The organism is Ruegeria sp. HKCCD6647-2, assembly GCF_057221075.1.
Genome location: NZ_JBWVBD010000001.1, coordinates 251,751 through 266,498 on the forward strand (window position 1 = coordinate 251,751; position 14,748 = coordinate 266,498).

The 14,748-nt window shown below is 58.0% G+C and carries 13 protein-coding genes and 1 tRNA gene; 3 read left to right on the forward strand and 11 right to left on the reverse strand.

What is annotated here, in order from left to right:
- Positions 1–285: 285 nt before the first annotated feature.
- The 6 genes from AC2TDJ_RS01180 to AC2TDJ_RS01205 all read right to left on the reverse strand — a co-directional run bounded on the left by AC2TDJ_RS01180 (position 286) and on the right by AC2TDJ_RS01205 (position 5,423).
- Positions 286–1,065, reverse strand: coding sequence for an SDR family oxidoreductase (locus AC2TDJ_RS01180; RefSeq protein WP_480838431.1), 780 nt, complete (start codon positions 1,063–1,065; stop codon positions 286–288).
- Between the two features lie 21 nt (positions 1,066–1,086).
- Entirely contained in the window at positions 1,087–2,049 is a 963-nt protein-coding gene (locus AC2TDJ_RS01185; RefSeq protein ID WP_480838433.1) for a calcium/sodium antiporter, read from the reverse strand.
- A gap of 168 nt (positions 2,050–2,217) precedes the next feature.
- A complete protein-coding gene (locus AC2TDJ_RS01190; RefSeq protein ID WP_480838435.1) occupies positions 2,218–3,015 on the reverse strand; it encodes a S49 family peptidase in 798 nt (265 codons plus the stop codon).
- Positions 3,016–3,119: 104 nt separating this feature from the next.
- Positions 3,120–3,881, reverse strand: coding sequence for an ABC transporter permease (locus AC2TDJ_RS01195; RefSeq protein WP_480838437.1), 762 nt, complete (start codon positions 3,879–3,881; stop codon positions 3,120–3,122).
- Positions 3,878–4,807 (reverse strand): ABC transporter ATP-binding protein, encoded by a 930-nt coding sequence (locus AC2TDJ_RS01200; RefSeq protein WP_480838439.1) that lies wholly within the window; start codon positions 4,805–4,807, stop codon positions 3,878–3,880. Before AC2TDJ_RS01200 ends, AC2TDJ_RS01195 begins: the two co-directional genes overlap by 4 nt.
- A gap of 91 nt (positions 4,808–4,898) precedes the next feature.
- On the reverse strand, positions 4,899–5,423 hold the full coding sequence (locus tag AC2TDJ_RS01205) for an SRPBCC family protein (RefSeq protein ID WP_480838441.1): 525 nt from the start codon (positions 5,421–5,423) through the stop codon (positions 4,899–4,901).
- A 149-nt stretch (positions 5,424–5,572) separates the two neighbouring features.
- Between AC2TDJ_RS01205 and AC2TDJ_RS01210 the strand changes: the two genes are divergently transcribed.
- Positions 5,573–6,697 carry a CaiB/BaiF CoA transferase family protein gene (locus AC2TDJ_RS01210; protein ID WP_480838443.1) on the forward strand — a complete coding sequence of 375 codons (1,125 nt, stop codon included), beginning with the start codon at positions 5,573–5,575 and terminating at the stop codon, positions 6,695–6,697.
- A gap of 43 nt (positions 6,698–6,740) precedes the next feature.
- Here AC2TDJ_RS01210 and hemE read toward each other — a convergent pair whose 3' ends face one another.
- Positions 6,741–7,775 carry a uroporphyrinogen decarboxylase gene (gene hemE / locus AC2TDJ_RS01215; protein WP_480838444.1) on the reverse strand — a complete coding sequence of 345 codons (1,035 nt, stop codon included), beginning with the start codon at positions 7,773–7,775 and terminating at the stop codon, positions 6,741–6,743.
- Between the two features lie 107 nt (positions 7,776–7,882).
- On the opposite strand from hemE, the gene hemC reads away from it, so the two are divergent.
- On the forward strand, positions 7,883–8,842 hold the full coding sequence (hemC, locus tag AC2TDJ_RS01220) for a hydroxymethylbilane synthase (RefSeq protein WP_480838446.1): 960 nt from the start codon (positions 7,883–7,885) through the stop codon (positions 8,840–8,842).
- A gap of 216 nt (positions 8,843–9,058) precedes the next feature.
- On the opposite strand, the gene AC2TDJ_RS01225 is transcribed toward hemC, so the two are convergent.
- Together AC2TDJ_RS01225 and AC2TDJ_RS01230 are read right to left on the reverse strand one after the other, a co-directional pair.
- Positions 9,059–11,302, reverse strand: coding sequence for a CHASE2 domain-containing protein (locus tag AC2TDJ_RS01225; RefSeq protein WP_480838448.1), 2,244 nt, complete (start codon positions 11,300–11,302; stop codon positions 9,059–9,061).
- Positions 11,303–11,570: 268 nt separating this feature from the next.
- Positions 11,571–12,461, reverse strand: a complete 891-nt coding sequence (locus AC2TDJ_RS01230) for a FecR family protein (protein WP_480838450.1) — start codon at positions 12,459–12,461, stop codon at positions 11,571–11,573.
- A 373-nt stretch (positions 12,462–12,834) separates the two neighbouring features.
- Here AC2TDJ_RS01230 and AC2TDJ_RS01235 point away from each other — a divergent pair.
- A tRNA-Ser gene (locus AC2TDJ_RS01235) sits at positions 12,835–12,924 on the forward strand.
- Between the two features lie 268 nt (positions 12,925–13,192).
- On the opposite strand, the gene AC2TDJ_RS01240 is transcribed toward AC2TDJ_RS01235, so the two are convergent.
- Together AC2TDJ_RS01240 and AC2TDJ_RS01245 are read right to left on the reverse strand one after the other, a co-directional pair.
- The gene (locus AC2TDJ_RS01240) at positions 13,193–13,576 is read right to left on the reverse strand and encodes a carboxymuconolactone decarboxylase family protein (protein WP_480838452.1); all 384 of its coding nucleotides are present in this window, start codon (positions 13,574–13,576) and stop codon (positions 13,193–13,195) included.
- A gap of 54 nt (positions 13,577–13,630) precedes the next feature.
- On the reverse strand, positions 13,631–14,719 hold the full coding sequence (locus AC2TDJ_RS01245) for an aromatic ring-hydroxylating oxygenase subunit alpha (protein ID WP_480838454.1): 1,089 nt from the start codon (positions 14,717–14,719) through the stop codon (positions 13,631–13,633).
- Between the last annotated feature and the right edge of the window lie 29 nt (positions 14,720–14,748).

A 14,748-nucleotide genomic window follows, 5' to 3' on the forward strand; every position in this document is an offset into this window, starting at 1 on the left:
TGAGATATGATTCTCTGACCATGGCTGCAATCTTGAGCGCCTCAGATCAAGAGAAAACAAATCCACGACTTCTGTGGATAACTGTGCAGATAAGTTCTGGGGCAACGCAAATTTCCCTTGTTTCATTACCTGTTCTTTGATTTGCACAAAAATTAAGCACTATCCTAACTCATTGTTTTTGAATGATATTTTTTTGATCCTGAAACAAGTGTATGAAAAACAAGACAATTTTGTAACGCGCCGGTAACACGGACGAAAGCGGTGCAAAACTTGCGAGGAATATGTCTATTCTACGCCCAGAACGTCTGGCGTCTGCCATCCCAGATGTTGGCCACCATCCACGCACAGAAGCTGCCCGGTGACTGCATGGGCATCCAGAAAATAGCCCAGCGCGGCCGTGATGTCGGAGGGATTCGCCCCACGCTCCAGCACGGTGTTCTTCCGTTGAGCTTTAAAGTGACCCTCAGACTGACGATGGCCCTGCAACGTAGGGCCCGGCCCGATTGCGTTGACCCGGATGGCCGGAGTCAGCGCCTGTGCCGCGGTGCGGGTCAGCGCCCACAGCCCCATTTTTGCGATGGTGTAGGTCATGAATTCGGGCGTCAGTTTGCGCACCCGCATGTCCACCATATTGACGATCAGACCGGTCGCGACCGGTTCACCCGCCTCATCCGGTTCCGCAGCAAGACCCTGTTCCGCCATGGCCTGAGTCAAAACAAACGGTGCGCGCAGGTTGCTGTCGAGATGCCGATCCCAGCTTTGACGGGTTGCAGTGTGGATGTTGTCATATTCGAAGATCGAGGCGTTGTTGACCAGACAGGTGATCGGCCCGCCCAAAGCCTCGGCAGCGCGGGGCAGCAGCGTGGTGACCTGTGCCTCATCCAGAAGGTCGGCCTGCAACGCAACGGATGCTCGGCCCAAAGCCTGAACCTCCGCCACCGTATCACGCGCTGCTGCATCGGAAGACGCATAGTGAACGGCGACATCATACCCGCGCCCGGCCAGATACAAGGCCATCGCGCGCCCAAGCCGTTTGCCAGCGCCGGTCACCAAAGCTCGGGTCATCGGGAATCTCCGTCAGTCAGGTCACGCCAGAAGGATAATGATATATACGGCGTACAACAGGGTAAGGATCATGCCCCATACACGCGTAATATCCTGTTTGAAGAAGACAAACGGGATCAGCAGCAGTGACGCGCCCAGCATGACCCACAGATCGAAATGCAGGAACTCGGGGTCGACCGGAATGCGGCCAAACAGGGTGGCAATTCCGACGATGGCCAGCAGATTGAACATGTTCGACCCGATCACATTGCCCAGCGCGACATCCGCCTGACGGCGCAGTGCCGCCATGACCGTAGTGGCCAGTTCGGGCAACGAGGTTCCGACAGCAACCAGCGTCAGACCGATCACCGTTTCACTGACGCCATAAGTGCGGGCGATGATCGTGGCGTTTTCCACCAGCAGATGCGCGCCCATGGGCAGGCCGATCAGACCCAGGACCAGATAAACCGACACCTTCCAATAGGGCATATCGGGGTCTGCTTCTTCCAGCACTTCCAGATCGTCATCTTCCGCGCAGGCGGGGCCACAGGCCTTGCGGTGTGCGTGCGCCTCGCGGAAAGCGTTCCACAACATCAGCCCCAGACCCGTCAACAGAATCGCACCGCTGAACAGGTTGAACACGCCACAGAAAGCCAGCCCGATGAACAACACCGAGGCCATCAGCATGAAGACATAGTTCTTGCGGCTGTCGCATTCGCTGGTGTGCAGCGTCGCCAATAGGGCGGGCAGCCCGAGAACCAGAAGAATATTAGCCGTATTCGACCCGACCACGTTACCCAATGCGATACCGGGTGCGTTTTCCTTGACCGCGCTGATGGCAATCAACAGTTCGGGTGCCGACGTACCAAAGGCCACAATGGTCAGGCTGACAATCAAGGCTGGCACACCCAACCTCAGGCTGAGGTTCACGGCACCGCGTACCAGCGCGTCACCGGCCAGCAACAGGATCAGCAGTCCGAGACCGGATAGCAGCCATGCCGTCATCCACGGCCTCCCTTTTCACATGGACACGGACCCTTGCCGATCCGAAACCGTCCACATTTGGGACATTTGGCCGAGCTCAGACGCCGCTGGCCCGGAAAGCGCAGCTTGCCGAACATTGCCAACACAGCCATGCCAATCAGAAAAAGAGTGACGGCCTTGATGATCACGTCACAACCCGAAACGCGCAAAGGCTGCGCGCTCCTCAAGCCCGGCGATCGCGTCCTGCGCCATCGCGGCTCCAAAGCGTGACCAGATCGGTCGGCGCAAACCATAGCGGCGGAACTTGACCTTGTCGCCAAAACGCTCCTGCATCTTGGGCTTCAGATGCGCGATGCCGTCAATCAGACCAAGCTCTTTCGCGCGTCGGGCCAGCCAGACCTCGCCATTGAACAGATCGGCATTTGCATCCAGCTTGCCATCCCTTCGGGATCTGACATGCGCAATGAAGTTCTCGTGTATATCGCCCAGTAGTACCTGAAGGCGGGCGACATCCTCTTTCTTTTCCGGTGCGAACGGATCAAGCATGGATTTCGACTGGCCGGCGGTGTGCACGCGCCGCTCAATGCCCTGCCGAGCCAGAAAGACATGCGCACCGAAGCCGGACGATATCACGCCGATCGACCCCAGGACCGAACTTTCGTCGGCCCAGATCTCGTCCGCGGAAGCCGCCAGCCAATAGCCGCCAGAGGCCGCCACGTCTTCGACAAAGGCATAGACGGGGATGTCCAGCTCCTCGGCCAGGCGACGTATGCGCGACCCGATGAGAGAGCTTTGGACGGGTGAGCCGCCGGGCGAATTGACTTCCAGCGCCACAGCGACGGGTTTGCCTTTGCGAAAGGCCTTTTCCAGCACCGGGGCAAGCGACACGTCGTTCATCGAGGCACGCCCAGCCATTCCGATGGCACCGGACAGGCGGACAACGGCCACAGTGGGCTGCTTTTTCAGGAAAGGCAGGCGAAGTTTCATGGAAGCCGATGTAGAGCGCGCCACGACCGTTAACAAGGGACACGCGCGCCCATAAACGCGACGTGAACCAATTTCCCACACCCGGCGGGCAAAAATGCAACGCCCTAACTGCGGATGCGCCAGCCAGTTTTGAAGATCCAGCCGATGACCGCAAGGCAAATTCCGGTGAAGGCGATGATCGCCAGAAGGCTCCAGAAAATCGGAACGTCCGCGATCCCGTAAAACGACCAACGGAAGCCCGAGATCAGGTAAACCACCGGATTAAAAAGCGTAATCGTCTGCCAGAGCGGCGGCAGCATCGAGACGGAATAGAACGTCCCGCCCAGAAAGATCAGCGGTGTCACCACCAGCTGCGGCACCAGCGACATCTGCTCGAAATTGCTGGCCCAGATGCCAATGATGAACCCCAGCAGCGAGAAACTGAGACAGGACAGTATCAGAAATGCCGCCATGGCGAAGGGATGCTCGATCCGCAAATCGACAAAAAAGGTGGCGGTTCCGAGTATGACCAATCCGACGAACAGCGCTTTGGTTGCCGCAGCGCCTACGTAACCGATTACGATTTCTATAAAATTGATCGGTGCGGAAAGAAGTTCGTAAATGGTGCCCAGGAATTTTGGGAAATAGATACCGAAGGACGCATTCGATATCGACAACATCACCACCGACAGCATGATCAGACCCGGCACGATGAAGGCGCCGTACGAGACGCCCTCGACCTCCTGAATGCGACTGCCGATCGCGGTGCCGAATACAACGAAATAGAGCGAGGTGGACAGAACCGGCGACAAAAAGCTCTGCGCCAGAGTACGGAAGAAACGGGCCATCTCGAACCGGTAGATGGCAGCGACGGCGGACCAGTTCATGCGGGCTCTCCGGATACCAGATTGACGAAAATCTCCTCAAGGCTCGACTGACGGGTTTGAACATCGCGCAGAACCAGCCCGGCTTGCGCAACATCGTTTAGCAGCGTCGTTATGCCCGTACGCTCGGCATTGGTGTCATAGGTGTAAATCAGCACATTCCCTTCACCGTTCAGGGTCAGGTTGTGGGACATCAAACAATCGGGAATGGCCGAGACCGGTTCGGTCAGCATCACCTCGATCTGCTTCTTGCCCATCTGCGCCATCAGCGTATCTTTGTCCTGAACCAGCAGCAGTTCACCCTTGTCGATGACACCGACACGGTCGGCAATGGCCTCGGCCTCTTCGATATAATGTGTGGTCAGGATGATGGTGACACCGCTGGCCTTCAGCTCGGCCACGATGTCCCACATGTCCTTGCGTAACTCTACATCGACCCCCGCAGTGGGCTCATCCAGAAACAGAACGCGCGGTTCATGCGCCAATGCCTTGGCAATCAGAACCCGGCGCTTCATGCCGCCTGACAGTTCCTTGATCGCGTTCTTGCGCTTGTCCCATAAGGACAACTTGCGAAGAATTTCCTCGATTCTGGCACTATCGGTGCCATGGCCGAACAGGCCCCGCGAGAACCGGACTGTGTTCCAGACCTTTTCAAAGGGCTCCAGTGCGATCTCCTGCGGAACCAGGCCAATCATCTTTCTGGCAGCGCGATAATTCGTCAGAATGTCGTGTCCGCCTACAGTGACGGAACCCGAGGTTGGCGTGGTGATTCCGCAGACGGTCGAGATCAGAGTGGTCTTGCCCGCACCATTGGGACCAAGCAAGGCCAGTATCTCGCCCTGTTCGATATCCAGCGACACCCCCTTGAGCGCTTCAAAGCCGCCGTCATAAGTCTTGCGCAGATCCTTTATAGACAAAATCGGTGCCATGCGTCTCCCCGGTTCTGGCGGGCACCCTATCGCGCCGACCCGCCGCAGAACAGGTCAAAATCGCACAGCAGCCTGCACATATGCGCAGGGCCTAGTCACGCCCCGTCAGACGCCCCAACCATCCCTTTTTGGCCTCTTCCTCTTCCGGCTCGCCTTCGGTTTCCTGCTCGGCTGGACCTTCCAGATGCTCTTGCAGGTTCATGAAAAACTGATCCGCCATCTTCTTGGCAAACCCATCGATCAGACGGCTGCCAAGCTGTGCCAGTTTGCCGCCCACCTTGGCATCGACATCGTATGTCAGCGCGGTGCCACCCTGTTCGTCCGGCGCAAAACTGACCGAGGCGCTGCCCTTGGCAAAACCCGCCGCTCCGCCCTTGCCTTCACCTGTGATAGTCAACCGCTCCGCCTCGACCATGTCCGACATGGTAACCGTTCCTTTGAACGTAGCCTTTACGGGACCAACCTTTTGCACCACCGTCGCCTCATAGCCATCAGCGGGATTCCCGGACACATCCTGGGCCCCCGAGATGCAGGCCTTCAACACTTCGGGGTCCAGCAAGGCCGCGTAAACCGCAGCAGGCGCGGCCTTGATCGTCCTCGTGTCGCTTAAATGCATGTCAAATGCCCTCCTGGAACCCTGTGGCAGATCACCTCAGACGTAGCCTCTAACACCAGGTGCAGGCAACCAGTTTGCGGTTGGAACCCTCATCAACCCCTTGCAATCCCGACGCTCTGGCGAAACTCTGCCCGGCAGGAGGCCGAACCATGCTGAGCGGATTGCGTATCATCGAAATCGAAGGGCTGGGCCCCGGCCCGTTTGCAGCAATGCTGCTGGCGGATCTCGGGGCCGACGTGGTCACCGTTCATCGCAAGGGTGGCGCCGTGACGCCGGGTATGCCCGAGCGATCTCTGCTGGATCGCGGAAAACGATCCATCGCGCTGGATCTGAAGGACCCACAGGACCTGAACACGGCCCTGACCCTGATATCCTCGGCCGACGCCTTGATCGAGGGGTTCCGCCCGGGCGTCATGGAAAAACTCGGCCTTGGCCCCGAGGCTTGCCACGCGCTGAACCCCAAGCTGGTGTACGGCCGGATGACGGGTTGGGGGCAGGACAGCCCGATGTCGGACACAGCAGGTCACGATCTGAACTATATCGCCCTGTCCGGCGCCCTATGGTACGCCTCGGCCGCCGGACAGATCCCACAGACACCCGCCACCCTTGTTGGCGATATCGGTGGCGGAGCGCTGTATCTGGTGACCGGTATTCTGGCTGCGCTGATCAATGCGAAAGCAACGGGTCAAGGTAGCGTGGTCGATGCGGCCATCTATGACGGCTCGGCCCACATGATGAACCTGCTGATGAGCATGCGCCAGACCGGCAACCTTTCGGAAACCCGCGGACAAAGCCTGCTCGACGGCCCGCATTGGAGTCGCTGCTACGCCTGCGCAGACGGCCATTGTATTTCGGTGCAGTGCCTTGAGCCGAAATTCTACGCGATATTCCTGAACCTGCTCGACCTGTCGGATGATCCGCAGTTTCAACAGCAATATGACCGTCAGCTCTGGCCTGTATTGACCGATCGCCTGATGGATCTGTTCGCCAAAAAACCGCGCGATCATTGGGTGACCCTTTTTTCCGGGACCGATGCCTGCGTCGCCCCGATCCTCAGCCCCGAACAAGCCTGGGATCACCCGATGAATACCCGCCGGACATGGCAAGAAGTGGACGGAACGCTTCAGGCCGCCGCCGCCCCACGGTTTTCAAATCATAACTGGAAACCCCAACCCAGCCCGGCCCGCGGAGAACACACTCAGGAAATCCTCGCCGAACTCGACGCACATCCCGGATCCGCCACTTCATCTGGCCGAAAATATCCCGGGGGATGAATTGGCCAAAGGCCAAGAAGGGGGCTGGCCCCCTTACCAACCTTTATCGCCCGCGCACCGTATCGATCATCAACTGCACGTTCTCGGGATCGGCATCCGGCGTGATCCCGTGGCCCAGATTGAATATATGCGGCCCTTTCGAGAACGCCTCGACAATCGCTCGGGTTTCGTCCACCAGTGCCTGCCCGCCAGTCACCATATGCGACGATGCCAGGTTGCCTTGAACACACCCGTCCACCTGTACCTTTGCGGCGGCCCAGTCCGGCGAAACCGAGTTATCCAGCGCCACGCAATCGACGCCGGTTGCCTCGGCGAACCCGACATAGCCCTCGCCCGCTTCGCGCGGGAACCCGATCACGGGTATTCCGGGATGGCGGGCCTTGATGGCCTGAGTGATCACTCGACACGGCTCAACCGCGTATTTCCGAAATGCCTCACCCTTCAGGGACCCGGCCCAGCTATCGAAGATCTTGACAACCTCGGCGCCCGCATCGATCTGGGCCGACAGGTATTCGATCGTGGCAGCGGTAATCCGTTCCAGCAAAGCCTCGAACAAAACGGTGTCTTCTTCGCGCAGCTTGTGCGCCGGACCTTGATCCGGCGTGCCACGCCCCGCGATCATATAGGTCGCCACGGTCCACGGTGCCCCGGCAAACCCTATCAGCGCCGTCTCTGACGGCAATTCCCGCGACAGGATGCGCACGGTCTCATAGACGGGCGAGAGCGTCTCATGAATACCCTCGACCGGTTTCAATGCGTCGAAATCCGACTGTTGCGTAATGGTCGACAGGCGCGGCCCTTCGCCGGTGACGAACCACAGATCCGCACCCAGCGCCTGCGGGACAAGCAGGATGTCGGCAAACAGGATCGCCGCGTCAAAACCATAGCGGCGGATCGGCTGTAACGTGACCTCGGCCGCAAGCTCGGAATTGTAGCACAGCGACAGAAAATCCCCGGCCTGTGCACGGGTCGCGCGATACTCGGGCAGATACCGGCCTGCCTGGCGCATCATCCAGATAGGCGGAACGTCCTGAACCTCGCCTGCCAGCGCCCGCAGAATTTTCTTTGTTTCGGCCATGCCTGCCCCCGATATTAAGGTCTGGCGCAACGGGTCTTCCTTCGGCGGCAATTTGTCAAGCTCTGCCCCCATTGTCAGGGCAATGTGACGCGACTAAAGCTATGCCTATGACTTTGACCATGCCCTCTCCCGCATCACCTCTTCGAATCGGCACACGCGGATCCCCGTTGGCGCTGGCCCAGGCCCATGAAACCCGCCAACGGCTGAGCACCGCTTTCGACCTGCCGCACGAGGCGTTCGAAATCGTCGTGATCAAGACGACCGGTGACAATCGCGCCATGATCGACGCGGACCGGCCGCTGAAAGAGATCGGCAACAAGGGTCTGTTCACCAAGGAAATCGAAGAGGCAATGTTGAGCGGCGAAATCGACATCGCCGTGCACTCGACCAAGGACATGCCGGTTGCTCAACCAGAGGGTTTGATTCTGGACACGTTCCTGCCGCGCGAGGATGTTCGTGACGCATTCATTTCACCCAGCCTGAATTCGATCCACGACCTGCCGCAAGGCGCGGTTGTGGGGACTTCGTCGCTCCGCCGGCGGGCACAATTGCTGAACCGTCGACCCGATCTGAACGTGGTCGAGTTCCGGGGCAACGTGCAGACCCGTTTGAAAAAGCTGGCCGATGGCGTTGCCGACTGCACCTTCCTGGCCATGGCCGGACTGCGCCGCCTGCAAAGGGATGACGTCCCGGCGACAGCGATTTCCCCCGACGACATGCTGCCCGCAATCGCACAAGGCACCATCGGAATTGAGCGACGCAGCGATGACAGCCGCGCCGCCGGGATGCTCGAAGCCATACATCATTCAGAAACGTCGCATCGACTTGCCGCCGAACGCAGCCTGCTGGCAAGCCTGGACGGGTCCTGCGAAACCCCGATCGCCGGGCTGGCGGAATTGCGCGACGGTCGGCTGCACCTACGCGGAGAGGTGCTGCGCCCCGACGGGTCCGAAGCCATCAGCGAAGCCGCGACAGGTTCAATCGAGGACGGCGTTGAACTTGGACACGCCATGGCTCAATCCCTGCTGAAACAGGCAGGCCCCGGATTCTTCGACTGGCGCGGATAACAAATTTTTTCTGAAATGTGAACTACTTCACTGTCGGACCCCTTGGGGCCATGCAATATGAGGATGTTCCGGAAGGATACAAGGTCAGTCTCGAATATCGAAAGTTTAGCCCGTTTTGTTTTAGATAGTTCTCGAGGGGGCGAGACAGATCCAAATATCCGTTCGAGGCGGGTCGCTGTCTTATAGTCAGACAGCGGCCCGTTTCATTTTGTGCGGTCAGTCCCCTTGTCGAGCCAACTTGGGCGGACCGTTGTGATGACTGAACATTGCCTGATCCGTCAGGCTGTCGGACCGGAAGTCAGCCACCCTGCTGTCGAGCGTCCTGTAGAAGCGTTCCAACCCCGGTTCAAGTTCAACGGCCAGTGCGGCGCATTTGGCGCAGGATGCTTCGATATCCACCCTGGTTGCACCTCCGCGAATGGCCGCAACCAATTCCTGATGCTGCGCCAGCAGAGTTTTGAAACCGGCACTTTCGGCAAGAACACGGTCGCCGACCAGAACGTAGACAGGCTCGGGCTCGCTTCGGCCTTTGAGGTCGACAAATCCGGCCTCCAACAGTGCCAGGGTCGAACCCACCGCCTGTTGCACAGATCGCGACACCAGAATGTCATAGTCGACATGGCGGCAATTCTGCTCGAGTCGCGCGGCGACGTTCACCACATCTCCGATCACCGTATAGTTGAACCGGCTGCGTGACCCGATATTGCCGACACAGGCCGTTCCTGTGGCGCATCCCGTTGCCAATGCGATGGGCGGGCGCCCCCGCATCAGGTCCGAGGCATTGAAATTGGCCAGAGCCCGCCGCATCAGCAATGCTGCCCGCGCGGCCCTCCACGGATGATCTTCCACCGGCAGCGGCGCATTCCAGAACGCCATGACGGCGTCACCGATGAATTTGTCGATTGTGCCGCGCTCCTGCAGAATCTGATCTCCGATCTCGGAAAACAGTTCATTCAGCAAAGTCACCAGATCCGTCGCCGATACCGATTCCGAAAGCGGCGTGAATCCCCGAATGTCCGAAAACATCACCGTGATCTCTTGCGTTTCGCCGCCCAATTGCAGTCGATGATCCGATGCTTCCAACTCGTCCAGAATTTCCGGCGCGACGTAATGCGAGAATGTCTGCCGGATCACGCGCTTTTCCCGCTCGGTCGAAATAAACAAATAACCCGCCAGGACGCCGAAGTTCGCCATTCCGCCCAGCAATGGAAAAGTGGCGTCAAACAGCACATTGTGGTTCTGAAAGGCCAACCAACTGATCACCATGACCACCGCCGCTGCGACCCCGCCGGCAATGAATGAGGCAACGGCCCCAAAACTGGACATGACCACCGTCACCACAACCCCGAGAATTACAAAGGCCAACAGTTCCAGCGCCGCCGTTACATCCGATCGGCTGAGCATTTCTCCCACGATGATCTGTTCTATGATCTGGGCATGAATCGAAACGCCGGGCACCGATTCACCCAAAGAGGTTTCGCGCATATCGAACAGGCCTGCAGCTGACGTGCCGACAAGAATAATCCGCCCTTCGATTTCGGCCCGAATGTCGGGATCGTCCGGGGCTTGCATGATGTCGTCCGCCGAAAGATAAATCTCGGGGCGGTCGCGACGGTACTTGATCCAGACTTCACCATTGGCAGTTGTCGGCAACCAAAAGTCTCCGATTTCGACCGACAGCATTACGCCCGCTTCGTCCTGCGCACCCTCGACCAGGATAACGGGTTCATCCAGGGCAACCCTCAGCGCTTCGATGCCAAGCCCCGGCAGCGGGCCGTCCGGACCGCCCCATAATGCCGGCACACGACGAATTATTCCGGACCCTCCCAGGGGCGAGACATTGACCCCGCCAATGCCAGCCGCACCCCTGCCCAGCGGTGGGGCGATCGGCGACCAATGGGGAACAGTGATCAATCCGGATGTCGGCGATTCCCCGATTTCAACCATCCCGGCCTTGGACGCGATGTCTGCACCCTGATCGGACAATTGCGCCGCCGTTCCCAGAACGACGGGCCAATGCGCCATTTCCAACGCAAAAGTGATGTCATAGTCCAATTTTTGGGCGCGACGTTCCACCGAGATGATGTCAGCAAGGGCCGGGTCGTTCAGCAATCGCGCAGGCGAGTATCTGTCCGGTTCGACAAACAACATGTCAAAAGCGATGGCGGCTGCACCGTATTCGCCCAGGTTTTCCACCATTTGCGCAAGCAGGGTCCGGGGCCACGGCCATTGACCCCAATTCGCCAAGGACCGTTCATCAATATCGACAACCCGTACTGGAAGGTCTGGATTGAACTCTCGCGGAGAAATCCTCTGCAAAACGTCGAAGTAGATCATCCGGGTTACCTGAACCGGATAGGGGTCACTGACGCGCACGAAACACCCAAGCAGGATCAACGCAACACCGACAAGGCGAAAAGCAAGTCGTCGTTTGAATTGATCTTTTGTCTTGCCCGCCACGTCGGCCTCCTTGGCGTCAGGGTCAGAAAGAGTGTTCAGTTGCCCAGTAAAGTGGGCGGTACATAGCGTTTGGGCTGCTCAATTCTCGTCTCAGAGACCGCCCTGCCAATCGGAAGTTTCTCGGAAACCATTGCACGTTGAAAATTCCATTTCTTGCCGGGCCCCTGTTCGAAGGCGGCAACCGCGCCCGTCTAGGGGGTTTCGTAACGCAGCCCTTCGCATTGGTTGATGCAGCGCCAATCCCATCGCACTTCGTGACATCATACCGTTAATCTTCCAATTCCTCTTCCTGCGCGTCGTCCAGTTCTTCATCCGGTTCGTCATCTGAATCGTCATCCGGCCCATCATCAGGTTCATCTTCTGGCCCGTCGTCAGGTTCATCTCCCGGTCCGTCATCCGGCTCGCTTACTGCTACTTCGGCAACCTCGCCCGGTGGCGCAGGCGCAGGCGGCGCAGCTTGCACACGACGCACCTCAGGTCGTTCCGGTTCGATCCGAGGTACCACGAACGCAGCGGCCTCGCGTGCGCACCCCTCACCGTTTGCCTGGAATGGCGGCAGCAATTCACTCTCGGACTGAACGAAGGGAAATCCGGACGCCAGAGCTTTGAGGTATTGATCCTGATCGACCGGGCGCCCAACTCCGCCACCGGAACTGGTGGCAAACATGCTGCACGAACGCCGGGCCGACCGGCACGCGCCGCTTTGACCACACATTCGAACCGTTCCTTCCAGAACCAGCATTGCACTTTGCCTGTCCGAAGCAATCCACGTATCAAATATCGTTCCGCGCACAGCCATCGTCGCTGTTGGCGTTCTGACGGTATAGGCGCGTTTTCTGCTATTGCCGGAAATGAACCGGAAGCTTCCGCCCAGGGCCTGTATCGCAAAGCTTTTGGCCTTGCGGTTCCCGCGCAGCATGGACACGTCCAGGATCATGCTCGCATTCGGCCCGACGGCTATCTTGGTTTCGTCCGCAAATATCAGTTGCACCACACCTGAACTGTTGGTGGTGATCGTATCCCCGGAGGCGATTTCCATACCTTGCCGTATGCGCGACGTTTTACCTGCGCGGGTCAGTTCGGCGCCCTGCTTGACGCTCAGGACCTTGCCGATTGTCGCTGTTGCCGTTTCAGGCAGGGCCAGTATGACCCAAAACACCAATAATACTCTTAACCAGGCCAATACAAAATCCCTTTCCCCCAAAGGATCCCAGAAGGGCGATACGCGCCCCGCGCCTGTAATATGTCACCCCAAAACCTAGAATACTGGTCATTTGAATTATTAAATGTGGACAAATATGCATTATAGAGTCCTCATTTTGCAAGAACTCTGTTCATGGGCCGGCCGACCGGCATCCGTAGCGGGTCAGCGAAACTGAAACGGTTCATGGGCCAAAAACGTTTGAAACAGTCGATTGATCACCACTGCACGAGCTGCCCGATCCGAATTCCTGCATCGGAAATCAGAAAATTACAGCCATCCAAGAAAATCGCCTTGTAACTGGATCACAGGCAAGGATATACCCGCCAGCGGAGACGTGGCCGAGTGGTCGAAGGCGCTCCCCTGCTAAGGGAGTAGGCGGGAAACCGTCTCGAGGGTTCGAATCCCTTCGTCTCCGCCATTACCTGCTGAATCTATTACTAACTTTCGCCAACATTTACGACCTACACGTTTATTGCTGACCATAAATGAAGGCGGGCGTCCCATTAGCGGAATTGTTGACTCGAAACTGCAACGATGCATGTTGATTTGTCTTGTTCAACCACACCCAAAAACGATTGCAGTTGATCGCTCCTTTGGAACGCCTGTCGAAGGCTCCCATGGCCAAACCGTATCTCGTGACCGCTGGGAACGGTCAAATTGTGTCATCGAGATGGGTATTCGACCGATCAATCCAGCAATCCTCGCTCCTGCAGAACCTTCCTTGCTACCCGGAAACACTCGAGTGATTGGGGCACTCCGCAGTAGATACCGACCACGTGAATGATCGCGCGGATCTCTTCTTTTGACACACCGTTGTTCAATGCGCCGTTACAGTGAATCTCCCATTCATGCATCTTGCCCAGCGCACCGATCATGGCGAGGTTCATCATCGATCGCGTCTTGGGGTCGATTGTCTCATCCCCCCAGCCGAAACCCCAGCACCATGCCGTCATCGCCTCCTGAAAGGGACGGGTAAAGTCATCCGCCGCCGCCAGGTTTTTCTCGACATATTCTGCACCCAGCGTGGCTTTGCGCTGGCTGAGGCCGCGCTCGAAAAGGTCGTCGTTCATGTCTGTCTCCAGTTTTGTGGATGCTTTGCCGTTTTTTTGGGCGATGAGGCACCGTTAGTCCACGGCCTCACGCATCCATTGTTGCAAACGTGCGATGGAATGCTCGCTCATCACGCCACATGCGGGGTCAAGGACCAATGGCCCGGGCACGTAGCCCCTGGATTTCATACCGCGGTGAACGGATTCCACCAGCCTTACATCTTCCGCTACGGTCGTTTCGCGATCCTGGATGGCCAACCCGCGGATCACGTCACTTTCGTGGCCGCCTTCGGTGAACCAGCCACGCCAGACGGTGCAGTTGTCAACCGAATGGGCGCGCCAGTGGTAGGTGTTCAAAACGTTCCCGGGATAGCATTGGAACGAAAACATCGGCCACAGAAACCATGATTGGTAATCGCAGGCGTGTTCATTGCTGTCCGGGTCAATGTCATAGGTCATCTTGTCCAAGCTCTGACACTGCGTCGTGTGCCGCAGAACGTAACCATCAGCAGCCGGCTGAATGTCATACGTGTCCGGGTCAACTACGCCTTCGGCAAAAGTCGGGTGATTGGACGGGCAGTGATAGCATTCAGAGTAATTCTCGACCGAAACCTTCCAATTGCAGTTCTCCGGGACCTCAACCCATTCCAATGGTGCCAGATCCTTGATCTGCGGAACATACTCGGCCAGTTCCTGTCGAACGCCGGGAAACCATTCGTCCATCGGAGCGGCATCCTTGTCGAGATTGACGAACAGGAAACCCAGAAAGTCTTCGGTGCGCACCTCGGTCAGGCAGATCTTGCTGCGATCAAAGCCCGGGACACTCTTGATATTCGGTCCGGCGCGCAAGCCGCCGGTCAATTCATATGTCCATTGGTGGTATGGGCAAACTACAACGCGCGTATTGCCGGTCCCGCTAACCATCTCATGGGCGCGATGCTGGCAGACGTTGTAAAACGTGCGCACCACGTTGTCGCGCCCGCGGATGGCGAACAGGTTCTGGCCGGCAATCTCGAACGCGAAGTAATCCCCGACATTCGGAATGTCTGCCGCATGGCAAGCATATTGCCACGTGCGCGACAACAGACCGTTCATCTCGGCCTCAAAGATATCCGGGTCCGTATAATAACTGGCCTCGAGGGTATGCGTGAGCGGCGCATTCATAGGCTATTCTCCTGACCTCTGTCCCGGCG

Bases quoted from the DNA above. Each gene is read 5' to 3' on its own strand.
- AC2TDJ_RS01180 (WP_480838431.1), bottom strand. From the start codon at position 1,065: ATGACCCGAGCTTTGGTGACCGGCGCTGGCAAACGGCTTGGGCGCGCG.
- AC2TDJ_RS01185 (WP_480838433.1), bottom strand. From the start codon at position 2,049: ATGACGGCATGGCTGCTATCCGGTCTCGGACTGCTGATCCTGTTGCTG.
- AC2TDJ_RS01190 (WP_480838435.1), bottom strand. From the start codon at position 3,015: ATGAAACTTCGCCTGCCTTTCCTGAAAAAGCAGCCCACTGTGGCCGTT.
- AC2TDJ_RS01195 (WP_480838437.1), bottom strand. From the start codon at position 3,881: ATGAACTGGTCCGCCGTCGCTGCCATCTACCGGTTCGAGATGGCCCGT.
- AC2TDJ_RS01200 (WP_480838439.1), bottom strand. From the start codon at position 4,807: ATGGCACCGATTTTGTCTATAAAGGATCTGCGCAAGACTTATGACGGC.
- AC2TDJ_RS01205 (WP_480838441.1), bottom strand. From the start codon at position 5,423: ATGCATTTAAGCGACACGAGGACGATCAAGGCCGCGCCTGCTGCGGTT.
- AC2TDJ_RS01210 (WP_480838443.1), top strand. From the start codon at position 5,573: ATGCTGAGCGGATTGCGTATCATCGAAATCGAAGGGCTGGGCCCCGGC.
- hemE (WP_480838444.1), bottom strand. From the start codon at position 7,775: ATGGCCGAAACAAAGAAAATTCTGCGGGCGCTGGCAGGCGAGGTTCAG.
- hemC (WP_480838446.1), top strand. From the start codon at position 7,883: ATGACTTTGACCATGCCCTCTCCCGCATCACCTCTTCGAATCGGCACA.
- AC2TDJ_RS01240 (WP_480838452.1), bottom strand. From the start codon at position 13,576: ATGAACGACGACCTTTTCGAGCGCGGCCTCAGCCAGCGCAAAGCCACG.
- AC2TDJ_RS01245 (WP_480838454.1), bottom strand. From the start codon at position 14,719: ATGAATGCGCCGCTCACGCATACCCTCGAGGCCAGTTATTATACGGAC.